The organism is Stenotrophomonas sp. CASM114 (genome assembly GCF_049384325.1).
Classification (GTDB): Bacteria; Pseudomonadota; Gammaproteobacteria; order Xanthomonadales; family Xanthomonadaceae; genus Stenotrophomonas; species Stenotrophomonas muris.
The window spans coordinates 37,213-54,919 of the sequence record NZ_JBMRGJ010000017.1; the positions used below are offsets into that span (position 1 = coordinate 37,213).

The following is a 17,707-nucleotide window of genomic DNA, read 5'->3' on the forward strand; positions in this document are numbered from 1 at the left end:
GGCTCGGCTCTACAGTGTTCGTGCAGCCGATGTAGCGCCGAGCCCACGCTCGACTGACTAGGCCGCCGCGCGCGCCTGCGGCATCGACTGCAAGCGGAACGCGCCCACGGCTTCTGCCAAGGCACGCACCTGCGCCTGCATCTGCGCCGTGGAGGCACCGGCCTCTTCCACCAGACTGGCGTTGCGCTGGGTGCTGGCTTCCATCTGCACGATGGTCTGGTTCACCTGAGCGATGCCCGCATGCTGGTCCTGCGACGCACTGCGGATACCTGCCAGCAGCTCGGCCAGCTGCTGCACGCTGCCGACGATCTCGCCCATCGTGGTGCCGGCCTGCGCGGCCTGCTGGTTGCCCTGGCCGACACGCGCCACCGAATCCTCGATCAGCCCCTTGATCTGCTTGGCCGCCTCGGCACTGCGCTGCGCCAGCAGGCGCACTTCGGCGGCCACCACGGCGAAGCTGCGGCCCTGCTCGCCGGCACGCGCCGCTTCCACCGCCGCATTGAGGGCAAGGATGTTGGTCTGGAAGGCGATGCCGTCGATCAACTGGGTGATGTCGCCGATCCGTCGCGAGGCTTCGCTGATGCCATGCATGGTCGCGACCACCTGGCCGACCGCCTCGCCACCCCGCTGGGCCACCGCCGCCGCGCCCTGCACCAGTGCATCGGCGCGGCCTGCGGCATCGGCGTTGCGGCCGACGGTATCGGTCAGCTCCTGCATCGACGCCGCGGTCTCTTCCAGGTTGGCGGCCTGCTGCTCGGTGCGCCGCGACAGATCGTGATGGCCGGCGACGATCTCGCCAACGCCGGTATCCAGGCTGGAGGTGGCCTGCTGGATGCGGGTGACGATGCGGCCCAGCTGCGCGACGGTGGCATTGGCATCGTCGCGCATGCGCGCGAACACGCCCTGCAGGTCCCCCTCCATGCGCACGCTGAGGTCGCCGCGGGCCAGCGCAGCCAGCAGTGCCTGCAGGTCACCAAGGTTGGTTTCAAAGGTGGCCAGCAGGCGGTTGATGCTGGTCGACAAGGTGCGCACGAAGCCCTGTTTTCCCTCCAGCGCGATGCGGCCGTGCAGGTCGCCATGTGCGGCGGCGTCGACCAGGGCAGCGACCTCGGTTTCCAGCAGCGTCTCCAGCGCACGACTGCGCCATTCCACCGCTACGCCGAGGAACTGCCCTTCGTCGATGATGGGGTTGGCAATCAGCTGGTAGCGCACGCCGGCATGGCTGATCTCGCGCTCCTCGCGCTGGCGCGCGCCGGCCAGGCTGGCCAGCGCCGGATGCAGGCGCACGGCATCGCTGCCCACCAGATCTTCGGCCTCGCGCTCGAGTTGCTGCAGCAGTGCCGGATTGACGTAGGCCACCTGGCCCTCGGCATCGATCACCATCAGCCCGGTCTGCGCACTGTCCAATGCCTGCCGCACACGGGTGTTGCCGCGCGCCACGGCACGCTCGGCCTCGATGCGCGCGCGCAGGCGCTGCTGCATGTCGACCAGGCGCTGCGCCAGCTGGCCGATTTCATCGTTGGCGTTGTAGACGCGCAGGGTGGTGTCGAGTCGGTCGTCGGCGATGTCGCTGGCGAAACGCAGGGTGTCCTGGATCGGCTGGCGCACCGCACGCAGCACCAGCACCAGGCTGGTGATCAACACACCGGCGACCAGCAGCAGGGTCACCGCGAACAGCACGCTCATGGTGCGTGCGCCGGCCTGCTGGCGCGCCTGTGCCTTGGCCAGCGCCGCCACCTGGGCCTGCTGGAAGGCGGCCAGCGCCGGCGCCACGCCGGCGGCGGTATCCAGCAGCGATTGCGCCTCTACATCCAGGCCCACGCGGGCGGCGGTATAGCCCAGCAATGCGGCCTGATAGGCCTCCATGCCGTTACGAAGGGCATCCTGCGCATCGGTCGGCAGGCCCACCAGTGCGAGATCGAACGGCAGCTTTTCTTCGCTCGCACGGTCGGCATGGGTGGAGTCGCCATCGAGCAGCAGCAGTGCCTCCTGGCGGCGCATCTTCTGCAGGGACAACGCCAACGAAGGCCGCTGCAACGCATCCACCTGCGCCTGCAGGGCGTCGGCGGCCTGCTGCAATTGCGCGGCGAGGCCGGCATCGCCACGACCCATCTCATCGACGCGTTCGAACAGGGCGGCCACACCCTGCGAGAACGCGCCGGCGGCTTCGGTCAGTGCCTGCAGCGCCTCGCGCCGGCCGGGATCCATCGGCATCGCGCGCAGCGCCTGAAGATCGGCCTGGAGCGCCTTCTGCGTCGCCAGCAGCTGCGCGCGGTCGGCATCGTCGAAACTACGTGCATACTGGGTTTGCAGACGACGCGCCTCGGCCACCTGCGTGGCCACGCTCGCGGCCAGATCGCTGCCGTGCTGGTAGCTGGCCTGGCTGCGCGCCGCCTGCGTGCTGGCATGGCCGGTCCAGGCGTAGACGGCGGCGATCGCGATCAGGCCCAGCCCACAGACCCACAGGGTCGCCTTGAGCTTGCTGGCCACACTGAGCCGATGCGGCTGCAGCCACAGCAGCAGGCCGGGGGACGCCGAGCGCAGTGCGGCAAGCCGCATGCGCAGGGACCGGAGGTGGGGGACGACGGCCGACATGACAGGCTCCAGGCGGAAGGACGCACCTGTATCGGCGGGAAATGGCGCAACTTTAGGGCGCTCCTGGTTCACTCCCATCGATTGCTGGCGGACGCGGCCTTTGTACCCGGCACAGGCGACGGGGGGATGACACCCGCGCAATGCTTGACCTCAACCCCGGTTGGGAGAGCACAGTAGATCTCCCTCCCCCGCCCGGCGCGCGCATGACGACGCTCGATGTCCCCCGCTACCTGCAACGCCTGAAGCTGGATGCACCGCCACCGCTGACGCTGGCGGGCCTGACCCTGCTGCAGCAGCGCCACAACGCACTGCTTCCGTTCGAAACCCTCAGCTGCCTGCTGCGCGATGCAGTACCGATCGACCTGGACAGCGTGCAGCGCAAGCTGCTCGACGACCGTCGTGGCGGCTACTGCTTCGAACTCAATGGCGGCCTGCTGGCACTGCTGCAGGCGCTGGGCTTCGATGCACAGCCGTTGAGCGCGCGCGTGCTGCTGGCCGCCCAGGACGGCGAACTGACCGCACGCACCCACCTGCTGCTGCGCGTGCAGGTGGACGGCGATGACTGGCTGGTGGATGCCGGTTTCGGCAGCCTGACCCCGACCGTGCCGCTGCGGCTGCATGATCCGCAGCCGCAGGCCACGCCCCACGAGCGCTTCCTGTTGCAGCGCCTGCCCGGCGAGGGGGATTTCGTGCTGTCCGCCGAGTCCGGCGATGGCTGGCGGGCGATGTATCGCTTCGACCTGCACGCGCCGGCACCGATCGACAACGTCGTGGGCAACTGGTACGTGTGCACCCATCCCGATTCCAGTTTCCCCGGCCAGCTGCGCGCATCCCTGACCGGGCCGGACTGGCGACGCACCATCGGCAGTGGCAACTACACCGAGTACCGTCCCGGCCAGGCACCGGACAAGCGTCCGCTGCACGATGTGGGCGACGTGCGCGAGGTGTTGCAGCAGCGCTTCGGCATGCAGCTGCCGGACGACCCACGGCTGGACCCGGCGATCAACGACTGGCTGCAGCGCTCGCGCGCCGCGCCCTTGTAGAGCCGAGCCCATGCTCGGCTGCTGTTGGCCCAGCCGCTCCAGCTCAGCCGAGCATGGGCTCGGCTCTACGGAATCGCGCGCGCCTGCACTGCGATCCGGTTGCCTTCACTGTCGCGGATCTCGGCCACACGCCAGTCACCCGCGTCGGCCGGGCCGAAGCGCAGCTCGGCCCCGGCCTGCAGCGCACGCTCGAGGCTGGCATCCAGGTCGTCAACCCCGATGTAGATGCGCGCACCGTGGACGGAGGGCAGATAGTCGGCCCCCCGCACCAGCGCCATGCTGGCACCGGTGGCCTCATCGGCAAACGGCAGGTAAGCCATCCTGCAGTCGTGCAGCAGGATCGGTTCGTCCACCGCCACCTGCAGCCAGTGCTGATAGAACGTGATGGCCCGGCCCAGGTCAGTGACCGGTATCTCGACGTGCAGGATGGGGTTCATGTCCGCAGGATAACCGGATGCTGACACTGCCTTGCAGGTCCGTACTGGCATGCTGGACCGCCCTTTCCCCGCGGAGTCCTGCATGTCCCTGGCCGATCATCGTGGTGCGCTGGCACCGCTGGGCTTCCTGCGCGTGGCCATCAACCTGGGCAATCCAGTACTGGCGCAGGGGGACGCGCGCTCACCGCGCGGGCCGTCACTGGAACTGGCCACGGCATTGGCGCAGCGCATGGGCGTGCAGGCACGCTTCACCTGCCACGACGCCGCGGCCGCGGTGGTCGCTGCAGCCAGCAAGGATGCCTGGGACCTGGCCTTCCTGGCCATCGATCCGGCGCGCGCCGACCGCATCGCCTTCAGCGCCCCCTATGTGGAGATCGAAGGCACCTACCTGGTGCGCGAGGACAGCCCTGCGCAGCAGGTGGCCGACCTGGACCGCGATGGTCTGCGCATCGCGGTCGGTCGTGGCGCCGCCTACGACCTGTTCCTCAGCCGCGAACTGCGCCACGCCATGATCGAGCGGGCCGAGACGTCGGCCGCTGCCATCACCCTGTTCGATCTGCAGCGCCTGGATGCCGCCGCCGGCGTGCGCCAGCCGCTGGCCGCCTGGGCGCAGGCGCATCCCGGCCACCGCGTGCTGGCCGACCGTTTCACCGTGATCCAGCAGGCGGTCGCGGCGCCGGCCTCGCGCCCGGCCGATGCATTGCAGGCGCTGTTCGAGGAAGTGGAGGCGATCAAGGCAGGCTCGTTGCTGGGCGAAGCCTTCGCCCGTGCCGGGCAGGCGGTTACGTTGGTACGGTGACTGCGGGACACACGCAGTCGGGCATGGCTCGACGCTATAAATGCGCGTCTGCCATGTGCCGGACGTGCTCGGCCGCCTGAGCGTGCAGCCAGTCGCGGAAGGCCAGGAAGCCGCGATGGCGGGCCGAGCGCTGCGGGTAGACCAGCCAATGCGGCCAGGCGGTTTTCAGTCGCAGGCTGGACAGCGCCACCAGTTGGCCCGAATCCAGCAGCAGGCGCGCCCGCGTCACCCGTCCCAGCGCTACGCCCACCCCGTCCAGCGCCGCACGGTGATGCGCCTCCGAATCATCCAGCACCGCCACGAAGCGCGGCGGCGGGTTCTGCCCACTCAGCGCGAACCAGGCGCCCCACGCGCCATCGGGATCCCCCAGCAGCGGCCACTGGTTCAGCGGCACGCGGTCGATCCCTCCCATGCGTTCGATCAGCGCCGGGCTGGCCATCGGCAGCAGCCACTCGTCGAACAGCGGCTCCACCACCAGGCCCGGCCACTGCCCGCTGCCCAGCCGCAGCGCGGCGTCGAACTGGCGCTGTCGCTCGAAGTCAATCAGGCGTTCACTCGACTGCAGGTTGATCTCGATCTGTGGATGCTCGGCAACGAAGTGCCCCAAGCGCGGCACCAGCCACGCCGACGCCATCGACGGTACCGCGCTGATCGTCAGCACGTGCTCGGCGCGTGCGGCATAGGGCTGGAAGGCCTCGTTGATCGCATCCAGATGCGGGCCGACCTGGTCGAGCAGGCGCTGCCCTTCCAGGGTGAGGGTGACGCCGCGTGGCTGGCGGACCAGCAGTGGCTGCCCCAGCCGCTCTTCCAGCTGGCGCATCTGATGGCTGAGCGCACTGACGGTCAGGCTCATCGACGCCGCTGCGCGTGACAGGTTGCCCAGCCGCGCGGCGGCCACGAAGCCCTGCAGGGCGTGAAGGGGCGGACGGGACATCAGGCTTGAATTCCTCTCAAGGCATGCTTGCGGAAATGTCGCTTTTTCCCGGTCAATGCTGCCCGTATCGTGCAATCCACTCAAGTGGAGGGACGCTCATGAACATCTACGGCAGCCTGTTGTTCCTGCAGGGCCACGTGGCCAACGCCGAACTGGCCCGGCAGCTGGCCTGCCCGTCCACCGGCTCCCCCACGGGTGCGCCGCAACCGGCCGCGCCGGTTCAGAAACCGCGTGGCCGTTGAACACGGCTCAACCTGCATACCAACGCTGGACGTGTTCAGGCAGCCATGGCATTGGGTCGATATCCAGCGCCCGGCAACCGTCGAGGGTGTCACGCAGCACGCGCTCGCCGGGGCCACCGGGCATGCGCAGGCCATCCTCTTCCGGAAGCTGCACCGCCGCCCAGTCGTGCAGCCGGTCCATGCGCAGGCGCTGGGCGGCCTGCAGCCAAGCCTTGAGCTGGAAACAGCGATAGCCCTGTGCGCCCAACGCATCAACCGCGAGCGACAACGCCTGGTTGGCACCACGCACCCATTCGGTGCGACCTCCGGCCTTGTCCTGGACCGTCATCGGCGCCGGCGCGCGGTGCGCCTTGAACGGCGAACGCAGCTGCAGCTCCAGATCACGCGCATCGCGCTCGCTCTCCGCTTCCACCAGCGTACCGGCATCAAGGTCGAAGAACTCGAACCAGCGCCGGTGCAATGCGCTGATGCGCCCGAGCGGATCGCGTGAAAAGCCGATCTTCGCGTAGTCCTCCCACGCACAGGGGAAGACGTAGGCGAAGACACGACCGTCGATGCGGATATGCGACTGCATGTGCGCAGGCTGCCTCCACTGCAGCCCGGGCGCAACCGGGCGTTGCGGTGGGCGCCGCAGGGCTTTGGCAGTACGGCTTCATGCAGCCGCTTCGGACTATCCTTGCTGGCTGTCGCTGTCATCACCGCCACCATGCCTGCTCCTGCGCCTGCCCACCTGCCGGTCTCGTCCATCACCCTGGAAGCGGCAACCTTCGCGGTGGTCCACCAGCACAACGCGGACATCGCGCGGCAACCGGCCTCGCTGACCAAGCTGATGACCGCCTACGCCGCTTACGGATGCGTCGAAGAGAACAGTGGCACGTGGGACCAGGCCGTCACCATCGCCGCCGAGGATGTGCATGCCGTAGCCGATGATGAAACACGCATGGGCCTGGTGCCCGGCGAAACGGTCACGCTGGCGCGTCTGCTGGAAGGGTTGATGATCGTCTCCGGCAATGATGCGGCGCTGGCCATCGCACGCCATCTGGACGGATCACAGCCTGCGTTCCTGGGCCGCATGAACTGGCACGCGCGCCAGCTTGGCCTGCGCAGCACGCGGTTCGCCAGCGTGTCCGGCATCACCACCCCGCACCATGCCTCCAGCGCGCGCGACATGGCGGTACTCGCCGCCTGCCTGCTGAATGACCATCCGCAGATCCTGGCAATCACCGCGCAGCGCACGTTCGCGCATGGCCGCTTCAGCCGCAGCAACCAGAACGCACTGCTTGGCGAAGACGGCGTGGATGGATTGAAGACCGGTTACACCCAGGCCGCAGGCTTCTGCCTGGCCGCCACTGCCTGCCGGGCTGTGCCCGGGCGGAACCTGCCGGTACGCCTGATCACCGTGGTGCTGGGCGCTGAAAGCCGCGACGCACGCGATGCCTTTGTGCGCGAGCGGCTGGCCGCCGGGTTTGCGGCGCTGGACGACACCACCGCCGACGCCTGAGCGGATCAGCGTCGCTTGACCGTCGCCACGATCAAGCGCTGCAGCTCGGCCTCGGCGCCGACCTTGTCCAGCGCGCCTCCCGCCACGGCTTCGGACAGGGCTTCGGCCGCACCGAGAATCGCCCAGCGTCCGGCCAGGGGGACCGTGCCATCGGCCGCAAACGGGCCCAGCCAGGTGTCGCAGTTGTCGATGAAGTCCTGCTGGTAGCGCCGACGCACTTCATGGAGTTCCGGCGCGCCCACCAGCGCAGCGAGGATGCCCTGCACTTCACTGCCCTGGCTGAGGACGCAGTCGATGTAGCCGGAGGCGATGGCCGCCGCACGATCGGCCAGGTGCGCCCTGGCACGGCCGATACGCTCGTGGAAGACCACCGTCTGCCGCCCGTCATAGTCATCGTAGAGCGCGGCCAGCAGCCCGTTGCGGGTCACGAAGTGATCATAGGCCACCGGTTTGGTCACACCGGCCGCCTCGGCCAGCCGCCCCAGCGTCAATGCGTCGGTGCCTTCGTCGCCGACCAGCGCCCAGGCCACGTCCAGCAACTGGCGGGCGCGTTGCTCGCGGGTCAATCGGCGGCGCGTGGGAGCGGCGTTGGCAGGCATCGGTGGAGCACGGCGGTCAGCGCATCGGAGCACCGATTTTACGGCCGATCGCCAGCGCGGTCTGCAGATGCGCTTCGGCTGCACCGGAATCGGCGTCCAGCAGCAGGTCGGACGACAGCACGCGCGCGCCGCAGTAGTCGAAGATGCCCATGTCGATCTGGGTCTTCATCGCCGCACCGTAGCCGCGCCGTTCGATCATGTCCGCGCCAGCCCCGCCGATGCCGACCAGATGCACGCCCAACCGCTGCAGCTTTTTCTGCACCTTGCCATCGGCGCCGTCCTGGTAGGCCCAGCCCTGGGTGAACACACGATCGATCCAGCCCTTCAGCAGCGCGGGGAAGGACCACCAGTACAGGGGATAGACCAGTACCAGCGTGTCGGCAGCCTGCAGCCGCGCCTGCTCGGCGGCGACGTCAGCCGGAGTTGCGCCGGTGCCACGGAACAGCGCCTGGTCCTGCATGTTGAAGCGCGGATCGAAGCCTTCAGCCATCAGATCGGCGTGGGTCACGCTGTTGGCGGCATCCGACGCGGTGATGGCTTCGCCGATGCGCCTGGCGATGGCATGGGTCAACGCGCCGGGTTCAGGGTGGGCGGTAACGATGAGGGTGTGCATGGGGCATGTCCGGAGTTCACTAACTACCAATAGTAAGTAGTGTCGCCCGGGATACCAGCGCCATGCGTGGGACGCTGTTTCCGCATCCACCGTATAGTGCGGCGGTTCCCACTGAGCTGCCCGACGATGCACCGGTATCTGCTTGCCCTTCTGCTGGCCCTGCCGATGGCAATGGACGTTACGCCCGCGCTGGCCGGTGAACTCAGTCCGGAAGACTCGGCCGCATTGCGCAAGGAGGTGCAGGCGATGATGGGCGCCTTCGCCCGTGGCGATACCGAGCTGATCATCGCGCGTACCCATCCCAGCCTGAAGCAGCTGGCCGGTGGCGACGAGGCCTATGCGCGGGCGACCCGCGACACCGTGAAGGCGCTGCGCAGGGCCGGCGTCAGCATCATCAGCGACGAGGCAGGCGTGCCGGGCCGCACCTACGCGGCCGGTGACGAGGAAGTCTGCTTCGTACCGCGCCAGTCACTGCTGCGCGTGCGCGAAGCGCCGATGCGCAGCACGTCATTCATGGTTGCTGTGCGACGCGTCGGTACAACGCAATGGCGCTATCTGGACGGCGCGGCGATGCTGGACAACCCGGCACTGCTGCGGCAACTGCTGCCGGCGCTGGAGCCGGGCGTGACGCTGCCCAGGGGTGGGATGGAAGCGCTGTAGTCGCAGGTGCGCGTCCATCCACGCCCGGGCTGGATCCATTGCAGGCCTGGGCGTGTGTCAGCGGAACAGCGCGTTCAACGCCGCGCCCGAAGCCGCCTGCTGCAGGCCATCGAAGCGGCCGTCCTGCATGATCGGCTCGATGGCCTGCATCAGCCCACCCCACGCAGCTCGCGCCAGCGCACCGCCCAGGCTGACCCGTCGCACGCCGAGTGCGGCGATGTCCTGCAGGCTCAGCGGTGTCGGTCCACCCACCAGCAGGTTCACCGGCTTCGCCCCCGCAGCGGCAACCACCGCGCTGATCTGTTCGCGCGTGCTGATGCCCGGTGCATACAGCACATCGGCGCCGGCCTCGGCATAGGCGCGCAGGCGCTGCAGGGTGTCCTGCAGATCCGGCACGCCAACGAAGAAATTCTCGGCCCGCGCGACCAGCAGCACATCGCCCCCCGCGCGGTCGATGGCCGCACGTGCCGCACACAGTCGCTCGACCGCCTGCCCGATCGGCCGCAGCGGCGCATCGGGCACGCCGCTGGCGTCCTCGATCGACAGCGCCGCGATACCGGTGTCGATGGCCGCCGCCACCGCCTCGCCCACTGCCTGTGGCGTGGCGCCGAAGCCATCACCGAAATCGGCGTTCAACGGCAGCGGTGTCGCGGCCGCCATCAGCCGCAGATGTTCCAGTGTGGCCTGCAGCGAAACCGCCCCATCCGGCCGCCCTTCACTCCAGGCGCAGCCGGCACTGGTCGTGGCCAGTGCCTGGAAGCCCTGCCGCTGCAGGTAGCGGGCGCTGCCTACGTCCCACGGATTGGGCAGCACGAAACAACCGCGCGCATGCAGCTGGCGGAAACGCGCGCGCTTGCGCTGGGTGTCGGCATCAAGCGGGGTCATGGCGGGTTCCCGGGCGGCGGACCTGCACCCTAGCCCACGCTGCGGCGGCACTCAATCACGGCGTGGGCCAGCGTGCATGAGGTGATGCCGGCTGCTTATTGGACACCACCGTGCACGCTGCCCGAGCGTGCTTGCCTGCCACACAGTGCCCCACGGAGCCCCAGATGCACCCGGACCCGCAGACCCTGATCGACGCCGGCGACGATGACGCCCATTGGGCCGACCTGCTTTCACCCGCGCGCCGTCGCCTGATCGCGTCGGCCGGGCTGGCCGCTGGCGGCCTGGCCAGCGCGTCGGCTGCCACCGCAGCCGCGCGCAGCGACAACGCCGTGAACACCACCGAACCCGGGCGACCCGGCTTCCGCGCCATCGTTCCGCCGGCGCCCGAGGGCCGCAGCCCATGGGGCCAGGCCACGGCCAGCGAGCCTACCCCGCGGCCGGCCAGCGTGCGCCCCGGCGAGGCCACGCTGCCCACCCGGCCACGTGCCTACACCGCCATCAAGAGCTACCACGCCCACATCTACTTCGACGAGGACAGCTTCGAGAAGGCCGCGCTGCTGCGGCGCTGGGCCGCCGAGCGCTTCCCGGTGGAGCTGGGCAACTGGAACCTTGAGCCACGCGGGCCGCACGTCACCCCGTCGTTCTATTTCGGCTTCACCAACGACCTGTTGCCGGTGCTGGTGCCCTGGCTGCAGCTCAACAGCCTGGGCCTGACCATCCTGATCCACCCCAATACCGGCGATGGCCGCGCTGACCATCTGCATTACGCGTTGTGGGTGAACCGCGCGCAGCCGGTCAATGCCTACAACTGGCCGGCGCCGAAGCCCGGGCAGCCGGAACCGCTGGAAGAGGTGTTCCCGAACGTGGTGCCGACGGTGCCGCTGGAGATCTGAGCGGCCGGGTGCCGGACAGCTCCATGTTGGGGCGCAGTGTGCTGCCCACCGAACCCCGTCCTCCCCGCATGGCGTGGATGCCGGCATCGTCGGCCTACGTGCATGCATCCCCGTCCAGCACCACGTTCAGCGCGCCTTGATCCAGCGCCCGCCATACGGCCGCAAGCGCTCTGGCAGATTTCAAACAAACGATTGAAACGCTGCAAACTTCGCCGAACTGGACAGCATCCGCCGGTTCCGCCAGACTGCCGCCCTTTCCCGTCTTCCGGATCCCATGGCGAAGCTGCTGGTCCTGCACGGCCCCAACCTCAACCTGCTCGGCACCCGCGAGCCGGAGGTCTACGGCCACACCACGCTGGCCGACATCGACCAGGCCCTGGCTGCCCAGGCATCGGCCGCCGGACACACCGTGGAACGCCTGCAGTCCAACGCCGAGCATGTGCTGGTGGACCGCGTGCAGGCTGCGCGCAGCGACGGAACCGCTTTCATCCTGATCAACCCCGCCGCCTTCACCCACACCTCGGTCGCCCTGCGCGATGCGCTGGCGGCGGTGGCGGTGCCGTTCATCGAGATCCACCTGTCCAACCCGCATACCCGTGAGCCGTTCCGCCAGCACAGCTACTTCAGTGACAAGGCAGTGGGCGTGGTATGCGGTTTCGGTGCCGACAGCTACCGCTACGCGATGGACGCGGCGCTGCTGCGCGTGCAGGCGGCCAGCGCGTGAAGATGCCGCCGCGTGTGCTTGCCGGCATCCTGCTGTGGGCCGGTCTGTGCGGCGCCAGTGTCGCTGCCGAGCGCGCGGCCGCGGGCATCGACTGCGCACAGGCAAGCGGCGGCTACGAGCGCGACATGTGCGATTCCGATCGCCTGGATGATGCCGACAGCGCATTGAACGCCGTCTACGCGCAGGCGCGTGGCGAACTGAAGGCGCAGGCAACCGATGGCAGCTGCAGCCGCTGCGCGGCGGCCGAACAACAGCTGGTGAAGGCCCAGCGCATCTGGATCACCTTGCGCGATGCAGATTGCGAGGCGGTGTATGCCTTCAATGCAGACGGCACCTCGCGCAACCCCGCGAAGATGCAATGCCTGATCACCCAGACGCGCGACCGTACGCGGCAGCTGCGCGAGTTCTACGAACTGCTTTGAACCGAGTGCAACCGCACTCTCCACCACACTGACATCACGAGCAAAGAGGCCACCATGGATCTCCGCAAAATCAAGAAGCTGATCGACCTGCTGGAAGAGTCGAACCTGGCTGAAATCGAAATCAAGGAAGGCGAAGAGTCGGTGCGCCTGTCGCGCGCCCCGGTGGCCGGCTATGCCGCCCCGGTCGCCGCGCCGGTGTATGCCGCTCCGGCCGCCCCGGCGCCGCAGGCGATGCCGATGCAGTCGCCGACCGAAGCCTCCACCGGCGGCAGCGCCAAGCCGGGCCCGGCACTGCCGGAAGGCCACGTGCTGCGCTCGCCGATGGTCGGCACCTTCTACGCCTCGTCCGCCCCGGACAAGCCGGCCTTCGTCACCGTGGGCCAGCAGGTCAAGGAAGGCGAAACCCTGGCCATCATCGAAGCGATGAAGATGTTCAACCCGATCGAAGCCGACACCTCCGGCACCATCGTTGCCATCCTCGGCGAGAACGGCCAGCCGGTGGAATTCGACCAGCCGCTGTTCGTGATCGGCTGAGGGGCGCGCCATGCTCGACAAAGTCGTCATCGCCAACCGAGGGGAGATCGCGCTGCGCATCCTGCGCGCGTGCCATACCCTCGGCATCCGCACGGTGGCCGTGCACTCCACGGTCGACCGCAACCTCAAGCACGTGGCCATGGCCGACGAGTCGGTCTGCATCGGTCCGGCGCCGTCGCCGCAGAGCTACCTCAACATCCCGGCCCTGATCGCGGCGGCGGAAGTCACCGATGCCCAGGCCATCCACCCGGGCTACGGCTTCCTGTCGGAGAACGCCGACTTCGCCGAACGCGTGGAAGAGTCCGGCTTCATCTTCATCGGCCCCAAGGCCGACACCATCCGCATGATGGGTGACAAGGTCGAAGCCATCCGCGCGATGAAGGCCGCGGGCGTACCGTGCGTGCCCGGCTCGGGCGGCCCGCTCGGCGAGGACATCGTCGCCAACACCAAGATCGCCCGCGAGATCGGTTATCCGGTCATCATCAAGGCGGCCGGCGGTGGCGGTGGTCGCGGCATGCGCGTGGTGCACGCCGAAGCGTCGCTGAAGACCTCGATCGAAACCACCAAGAGCGAGGCCAAGGCCGCGTTCGGCAATGGCGAGGTCTACATGGAGAAGTTCCTGGAGAATCCGCGCCACGTGGAAATCCAGGTGCTGGCCGACGGACAGGGCAACGCCATCCACCTCGGTGAGCGCGACTGCTCGATGCAGCGCCGCCACCAGAAGGTGGTGGAAGAGGCACCGGCGCCGGGCATCACCGCCGAGCAGCGCGAGCAGATCGGCAAGGTCTGCGTGGAAGCCTGCATCCGCATCGGCTACCGCGGCGCGGGCACGTTCGAGTTCCTGTACGAGGACGGCCGCTTCTACTTCATCGAAATGAACACCCGCATCCAGGTGGAGCATCCGGTCACCGAAATGGTCACCGGCATCGACCTGGTGGCCGAGCAGCTGAAGATCGCCGCCGGCCAGAAGCTGTCGATCAAGCAGAGCGACGTGGTGCTGACCGGCCATGCCATCGAGTGCCGCATCAACGCTGAAGATGCCGAAACCTTCGTGCCGAGCCCGGGCACCATCACCGGCTTCCATCCGCCGGGTGGCCCCGGCGTGCGCGTGGACACCCACATCTACAGTGGCTACCGCGTGCCGTCGAACTACGACTCGATGATCGGCAAGCTGATCGTGCACGGCCCGGACCGCGAAACCGCCATTGCCCGCATGCGGGTGGCACTGAGCGAAATGGTGGTCGATGGCATCAAGACCAACATCGCCCTGCAGCAGCGGATCATGCGTGACAAGGGCTTCCAGGCCGGTGGCCAGAACATCCACTACCTGGAAAAGCGCCTGGCCGAGCGCAAGAACAAGCCGATCGCATTGACCTGATCGGCGCCAGGTGCTGGACATGAAAAGGGCGGGGATATCCCCGCCCTTTTCTGTTCCTGTAGAGCCGGGCCCATGCTCGGCTTGCCGCCAAGCACAGCCGAGCATGGGCTCGGCTCCACAGCGAGCACGTCAGCGCTTGTCGGCCACGTCGGCCGGAATCTGCGAATGGGCCAGCGGCCGCACGCCATTGGGCGAGGTCGGATCGACGATCACCATGGTTTCGGTCGAACCATCGGGCCACACCACCTGGAAGGTGCTGCCGGCCGGCAGTGAAGCGAATGGCATGCCACTCTGCGCGCGGTAGACCGCAGCGACCTGGCTGGCACCGGCGCGGCGCACGTCTTCCTGCGCCTTCACCGTGGTCAGCTCCACCTTCGACAGATGCCGGTAGCGGTCCTCGTAGGTATCGATCATCAGCAGGCCAACCGCCCCAGCCGAGTAGGCCACGAACAGCGCCACCCAGAACCAGAACTTGGCCCCATGCAGGAATCGACGGTAATTCATCGCCCGTCCCTCTTTCCAACCAATCGCTTGATCCATTCCTTCATTTTCCCAGCACCTTGCCGCGATACCGCAGCGTCATACACGAAATCCCGGAAATCCTGCGCTCCATCCTGCGAACAGATCCCTCCGTTCGCACAAAAATTGTTGACCAGCACGCTGTCCGCTCCACAGGCCAGGCCGAGTTCACAGGCCGCAAGCCGCCATGCAAGTTCACTGAGCTGCTCGCCCGCCACCAGCCCGTCAAGCGCGCGGTCACCGGCCGCACGCACGCCCATGCCTGGCGCGATGGCCATGTAGGCCTCGGGGTCGCGCGAGGTGCGCACGCGCTCGACCAGGTCGCGGCGGTACTCGGCACTGTCATGCAAGGGCTCGCCCTCGGCGAACAGCGACGCTTCCGCGGCCAGGTTGCCCTGCGCGGCCGCCTTGCGGCGTTCGGCCAGCACCAGCGCCGCGCCCAGCTTGTCGCCCGGCACGAAACCGCCACACCGCTGTGCCACGCGCTCGCGTGCCTCGATCATCGCCGGCGCCGCAGTCAGGCCCAACCCGCTCAGTACGTTGTTGTCCAGGCGGTAGCCACCCGGATCGAGTGCGTACTGCGCGCAATAGTCATAGACGCGGCTGAGCATCCAGCGCGCCTCGTGATTGCCGTTGTCGGCCTGTGCGCGCAGGCGCTGGGCGTAGGCATACAGGTCGCTGGCGTCTTCGATGTCGGCGCGCAGGTCCAGCGGCAGGCCCGACGGCAGCGTGTTGCCGCGCTCGAAAGCCGCCAGCCGCCGCGCCGGGGCTTCCGGCACCACCGGCAGCGGCGCTCCGCCGTCACGGCTGGCCATGGCCAGCGGCAGGTCCGGCGACGCCGACGTCGACGCCACGCCCGCGGCATGGCCGCTGGCCCGATACCCGGCCACGCCCAGCACGGCCACCGCCGGCAGCACGAGCAACCAGGTTTTCAGGGTCGGAGCGAAGGCCATCGGCGGTGGTGAGCGTTCACGGCACACAGGAAAGCGCCGAGTTTAGCAAGGCCCGGCAGGCCTGTCTGAACTGCCCCCATTCATCTCAGAGCGGCATCTCAGGCAATACGGAGACGCCCCGATGGTCTAGCATTGCCCCCTTTCCCGCGACTGTCCCCACCGCCATGCCGTTCCTGGAACTGACCCTGCGCTGCACCGAAGCCACCCAGCCCCGCTATGAAAATGCGCTGGAGGACGTCGGCGCACTGGCCGTGACCCTGCTTGATGCCGAAGCCGACACCAGCAACGAACAGGCCATCCTCGAACCCGGCGTGGGGGAAACGCCGCTGTGGGACACCCTGGTGCTGAGCGCGCTGTTCCCCGCCGACAGCAATGCGCTGCTGCTGCTGGCCGCCCTGGAATCCTTCGACCCGGAACTGGACTGGAGCAATGGCAGCTTCCGCGCGGTCGAAGACGAAGACTGGGAGCGCGCATGGCTGGACCAGTTCCAGCCGATGGATTTCGGCAGCCGCACCTGGATCGTGCCGTGGAACCATGAACTGCCGGACGCTGCACAGGCCGCCGATGCCGCCGTGGTGCGGCTGGACCCGGGCCTGGCCTTCGGCTCGGGCACCCACCCGACCACCGCCCTGTGCCTGCGCTGGCTGGACCAGCTGGCCGTGGACGGCCAGCTGCAGGGCCAGCGCGTGCTCGACTTCGGCTGCGGCTCGGGCATCCTCGCGCTGGCCGCGCTGAAGCTGGGCGCCGCCGAAGCGATCGGCGTGGACAACGACCCGCAGGCGCTGGTCGCCACCGCCGACAATGCCGAGCGCAATGGCGAGCAGGCCCGCATGCAGGTGTACCTGCCGCAGGACGAACCGGTCGCCACCTACCCGATCGTGGTCGCCAACATCCTTGCCTCGGCGCTGGATGCGCTGGCCGAGCTGCTGGCCGCACGCGTCGCCGCCGGCGGTCGCATCGCCCTGTCGGGCATCCTGCAGGGCCAGGAAGGCGAACTGCTGCAGCGTTATGCCGCGTGGTTCAACGATCTGCAGGCCACCCAGGATGGCGACTGGATGCGCATCACCGGCACGCGCCGCGCCTGATCGTGATTGAATGACCGCTGGATCCGAGCCCGCGCCCTGAGCATGTCCGAGCCGAACCCGCCGCGCCGCCCTTTGGCCACCTTCCTGCGCCCCGCGTCGGAAGGCGAGGCCGCACCTGCGACCGACGCGCGCACGCCCGACCCGTCGGCGCATGACATCCCTGCCGCGAAGTCCGGGGACCCGGTCGACGCGGCGCTGCCGCCGATGGCGGAGACGCGACAGCTCGATGACACCGTCATCCTCGACGAAGCGACCGTGATCGAACCCGTCCTTGCCGTCCCGGCCGCGCAGGCGGTGGCCGGCGATGCGCCGAGCTTCCTGGGCACTTCGCGGCCGCGCGCGCTGCCGACGCCGCGCTGGCACTGGGTGCTGGTCGCCGGGCTGGCACTGCTGCTGGTACTGCAGAGCGTGCTGGCCGATCGTGCGCGCCTGGCCGCCGACGCCGGCAACCGCACCTGGCTGGGCGCACTGTGCGGCGTGCTGCGCTGCAGCCTGCCGGCCTGGCACGAGCCGACCGCGTTCACCATGACCAGCCGCGAGATCCGCCCCCTGCCCGGCCAGGCCGGTGTGCTGCAGGTGCAGGCCAGCATCCGCAACGATGCGCGCTGGGCACAGGCCTGGCCGGACCTGCGCCTGTCACTGTCCGATGCCGATGGCCGGGTGATCGGCAGCGGCGTGTTCACGCCCGCGCAATACCTCGGCGAAAGCCCGGCCACGACCGTGCTGGAACCGGGCCAGAGTGCGCGCATCGCGTTCCGCGTGCAGGAACCCGCCGCGTCCACCGTCGCATTCACCTTCGACTTCCTCTGACCAGGGTAGAGGCGACCAGCCGTGGCAGGTCGGGCACGCTCGCGCTAGACTGGCCGCCACCACCTCGTCCGGCCGCGCGCT

General features: G+C 68.6%; 21 protein-coding genes. 12 read left to right on the forward strand and 9 right to left on the reverse strand.

Annotated features, from left to right (window positions below):
* Window positions 1–57: 57 nt before the first annotated feature.
* The gene (locus VG566_RS15270) at window positions 58–2,595 is read right to left on the reverse strand and encodes a methyl-accepting chemotaxis protein (protein ID WP_423172661.1); all 2,538 of its coding nucleotides are present in this window, start codon (window positions 2,593–2,595) and stop codon (window positions 58–60) included.
* 203 nt (window positions 2,596–2,798) lie between these two features.
* Between VG566_RS15270 and VG566_RS15275 the strand changes: the two genes are divergently transcribed.
* Window positions 2,799–3,638, forward strand: coding sequence for an arylamine N-acetyltransferase (locus tag VG566_RS15275; protein WP_241884805.1), 840 nt, complete (start codon window positions 2,799–2,801; stop codon window positions 3,636–3,638).
* 65 nt (window positions 3,639–3,703) lie between these two features.
* Here VG566_RS15275 and VG566_RS15280 read toward each other — a convergent pair whose 3' ends face one another.
* Entirely contained in the window at window positions 3,704–4,075 is a 372-nt protein-coding gene (locus VG566_RS15280; protein ID WP_075076459.1) for a VOC family protein, read from the reverse strand.
* Between the two features lie 82 nt (window positions 4,076–4,157).
* Here VG566_RS15280 and VG566_RS15285 point away from each other — a divergent pair, with 82 nt between their 5' ends.
* On the forward strand, window positions 4,158–4,874 hold the full coding sequence (locus VG566_RS15285; protein ID WP_014648602.1) for a transporter substrate-binding domain-containing protein: 717 nt from the start codon (window positions 4,158–4,160) through the stop codon (window positions 4,872–4,874).
* A 34-nt stretch (window positions 4,875–4,908) separates the two neighbouring features.
* Here the strand turns inward: VG566_RS15285 and VG566_RS15290 are convergent, their stop codons facing one another.
* On the reverse strand, window positions 4,909–5,808 hold the full coding sequence (locus tag VG566_RS15290) for a LysR substrate-binding domain-containing protein (protein WP_032959086.1): 900 nt from the start codon (window positions 5,806–5,808) through the stop codon (window positions 4,909–4,911).
* A 98-nt stretch (window positions 5,809–5,906) separates the two neighbouring features.
* On the opposite strand from VG566_RS15290, the gene VG566_RS15295 reads away from it, so the two are divergent.
* Window positions 5,907–6,050, forward strand: coding sequence for a hypothetical protein (locus VG566_RS15295; RefSeq protein ID WP_162838509.1), 144 nt, complete (start codon window positions 5,907–5,909; stop codon window positions 6,048–6,050).
* 7 nt (window positions 6,051–6,057) lie between these two features.
* Here the strand turns inward: VG566_RS15295 and VG566_RS15300 are convergent, their stop codons facing one another.
* Window positions 6,058–6,624 carry a GIY-YIG nuclease family protein gene (locus tag VG566_RS15300; protein WP_049439308.1) on the reverse strand — a complete coding sequence of 189 codons (567 nt, stop codon included), beginning with the start codon at window positions 6,622–6,624 and terminating at the stop codon, window positions 6,058–6,060.
* A gap of 132 nt (window positions 6,625–6,756) precedes the next feature.
* Here VG566_RS15300 and VG566_RS15305 point away from each other — a divergent pair, with 132 nt between their 5' ends.
* Window positions 6,757–7,551, forward strand: coding sequence for a D-alanyl-D-alanine carboxypeptidase family protein (locus VG566_RS15305; RefSeq protein WP_241884813.1), 795 nt, complete (start codon window positions 6,757–6,759; stop codon window positions 7,549–7,551).
* A gap of 5 nt (window positions 7,552–7,556) precedes the next feature.
* Here the strand turns inward: VG566_RS15305 and VG566_RS15310 are convergent, their stop codons facing one another.
* Window positions 7,557–8,150, reverse strand: coding sequence for a TetR/AcrR family transcriptional regulator (locus VG566_RS15310; protein WP_241884806.1), 594 nt, complete (start codon window positions 8,148–8,150; stop codon window positions 7,557–7,559).
* A 16-nt stretch (window positions 8,151–8,166) separates the two neighbouring features.
* Window positions 8,167–8,763, reverse strand: coding sequence for an NAD(P)H-dependent oxidoreductase (locus tag VG566_RS15315; RefSeq protein WP_049407909.1), 597 nt, complete (start codon window positions 8,761–8,763; stop codon window positions 8,167–8,169).
* A 126-nt stretch (window positions 8,764–8,889) separates the two neighbouring features.
* On the opposite strand from VG566_RS15315, the gene VG566_RS15320 reads away from it, so the two are divergent.
* Window positions 8,890–9,423, forward strand: a complete 534-nt coding sequence (locus VG566_RS15320; RefSeq protein ID WP_014648608.1) for a hypothetical protein — start codon at window positions 8,890–8,892, stop codon at window positions 9,421–9,423.
* A gap of 57 nt (window positions 9,424–9,480) precedes the next feature.
* Here VG566_RS15320 and VG566_RS15325 read toward each other — a convergent pair whose 3' ends face one another.
* Window positions 9,481–10,308, reverse strand: a complete 828-nt coding sequence (locus VG566_RS15325; RefSeq protein ID WP_197557224.1) for an isocitrate lyase/PEP mutase family protein — start codon at window positions 10,306–10,308, stop codon at window positions 9,481–9,483.
* A gap of 164 nt (window positions 10,309–10,472) precedes the next feature.
* Here VG566_RS15325 and VG566_RS15330 point away from each other — a divergent pair, with 164 nt between their 5' ends.
* The 5 genes from VG566_RS15330 to accC all read left to right on the forward strand — a co-directional run bounded on the left by VG566_RS15330 (window position 10,473) and on the right by accC (window position 14,259).
* A complete protein-coding gene (locus tag VG566_RS15330; RefSeq protein WP_014648610.1) occupies window positions 10,473–11,201 on the forward strand; it encodes a DOPA 4,5-dioxygenase family protein in 729 nt (242 codons plus the stop codon).
* Between the two features lie 274 nt (window positions 11,202–11,475).
* On the forward strand, window positions 11,476–11,925 hold the full coding sequence (aroQ, locus tag VG566_RS15335; protein ID WP_032959080.1) for a type II 3-dehydroquinate dehydratase: 450 nt from the start codon (window positions 11,476–11,478) through the stop codon (window positions 11,923–11,925).
* Complete coding sequence (locus tag VG566_RS15340) at window positions 11,922–12,347, forward strand: lysozyme inhibitor LprI family protein (RefSeq protein WP_032959079.1); 426 nt, start codon at window positions 11,922–11,924, stop codon at window positions 12,345–12,347. The genes aroQ and VG566_RS15340 overlap by 4 nt, the downstream gene beginning before the upstream one ends.
* A 54-nt stretch (window positions 12,348–12,401) precedes the next feature.
* Window positions 12,402–12,881, forward strand: a complete 480-nt coding sequence (gene accB / locus VG566_RS15345) for an acetyl-CoA carboxylase biotin carboxyl carrier protein (protein WP_005419696.1) — start codon at window positions 12,402–12,404, stop codon at window positions 12,879–12,881.
* A 10-nt stretch (window positions 12,882–12,891) separates the two neighbouring features.
* Window positions 12,892–14,259 carry an acetyl-CoA carboxylase biotin carboxylase subunit gene (gene accC, locus VG566_RS15350; protein WP_014648613.1) on the forward strand — a complete coding sequence of 456 codons (1,368 nt, stop codon included), beginning with the start codon at window positions 12,892–12,894 and terminating at the stop codon, window positions 14,257–14,259.
* A 129-nt stretch (window positions 14,260–14,388) separates the two neighbouring features.
* Here accC and VG566_RS15355 read toward each other — a convergent pair whose 3' ends face one another.
* Both VG566_RS15355 and VG566_RS15360 read right to left on the reverse strand, forming a co-directional pair.
* Window positions 14,389–14,763 carry a hypothetical protein gene (locus VG566_RS15355; protein ID WP_032959077.1) on the reverse strand — a complete coding sequence of 125 codons (375 nt, stop codon included), beginning with the start codon at window positions 14,761–14,763 and terminating at the stop codon, window positions 14,389–14,391.
* On the reverse strand, window positions 14,760–15,731 hold the full coding sequence (locus VG566_RS15360; protein WP_241884807.1) for a hypothetical protein: 972 nt from the start codon (window positions 15,729–15,731) through the stop codon (window positions 14,760–14,762). The genes VG566_RS15355 and VG566_RS15360 overlap by 4 nt, the downstream gene beginning before the upstream one ends.
* A gap of 164 nt (window positions 15,732–15,895) precedes the next feature.
* Between VG566_RS15360 and prmA the strand changes: the two genes are divergently transcribed.
* The gene (gene prmA / locus VG566_RS15365; RefSeq protein ID WP_180835825.1) at window positions 15,896–16,816 is read left to right on the forward strand and encodes a 50S ribosomal protein L11 methyltransferase; all 921 of its coding nucleotides are present in this window, start codon (window positions 15,896–15,898) and stop codon (window positions 16,814–16,816) included.
* A 42-nt stretch (window positions 16,817–16,858) separates the two neighbouring features.
* Window positions 16,859–17,626, forward strand: coding sequence for a DUF3426 domain-containing protein (locus VG566_RS15370; protein ID WP_049407899.1), 768 nt, complete (start codon window positions 16,859–16,861; stop codon window positions 17,624–17,626).
* Window positions 17,627–17,707 lie beyond the last annotated feature (81 nt).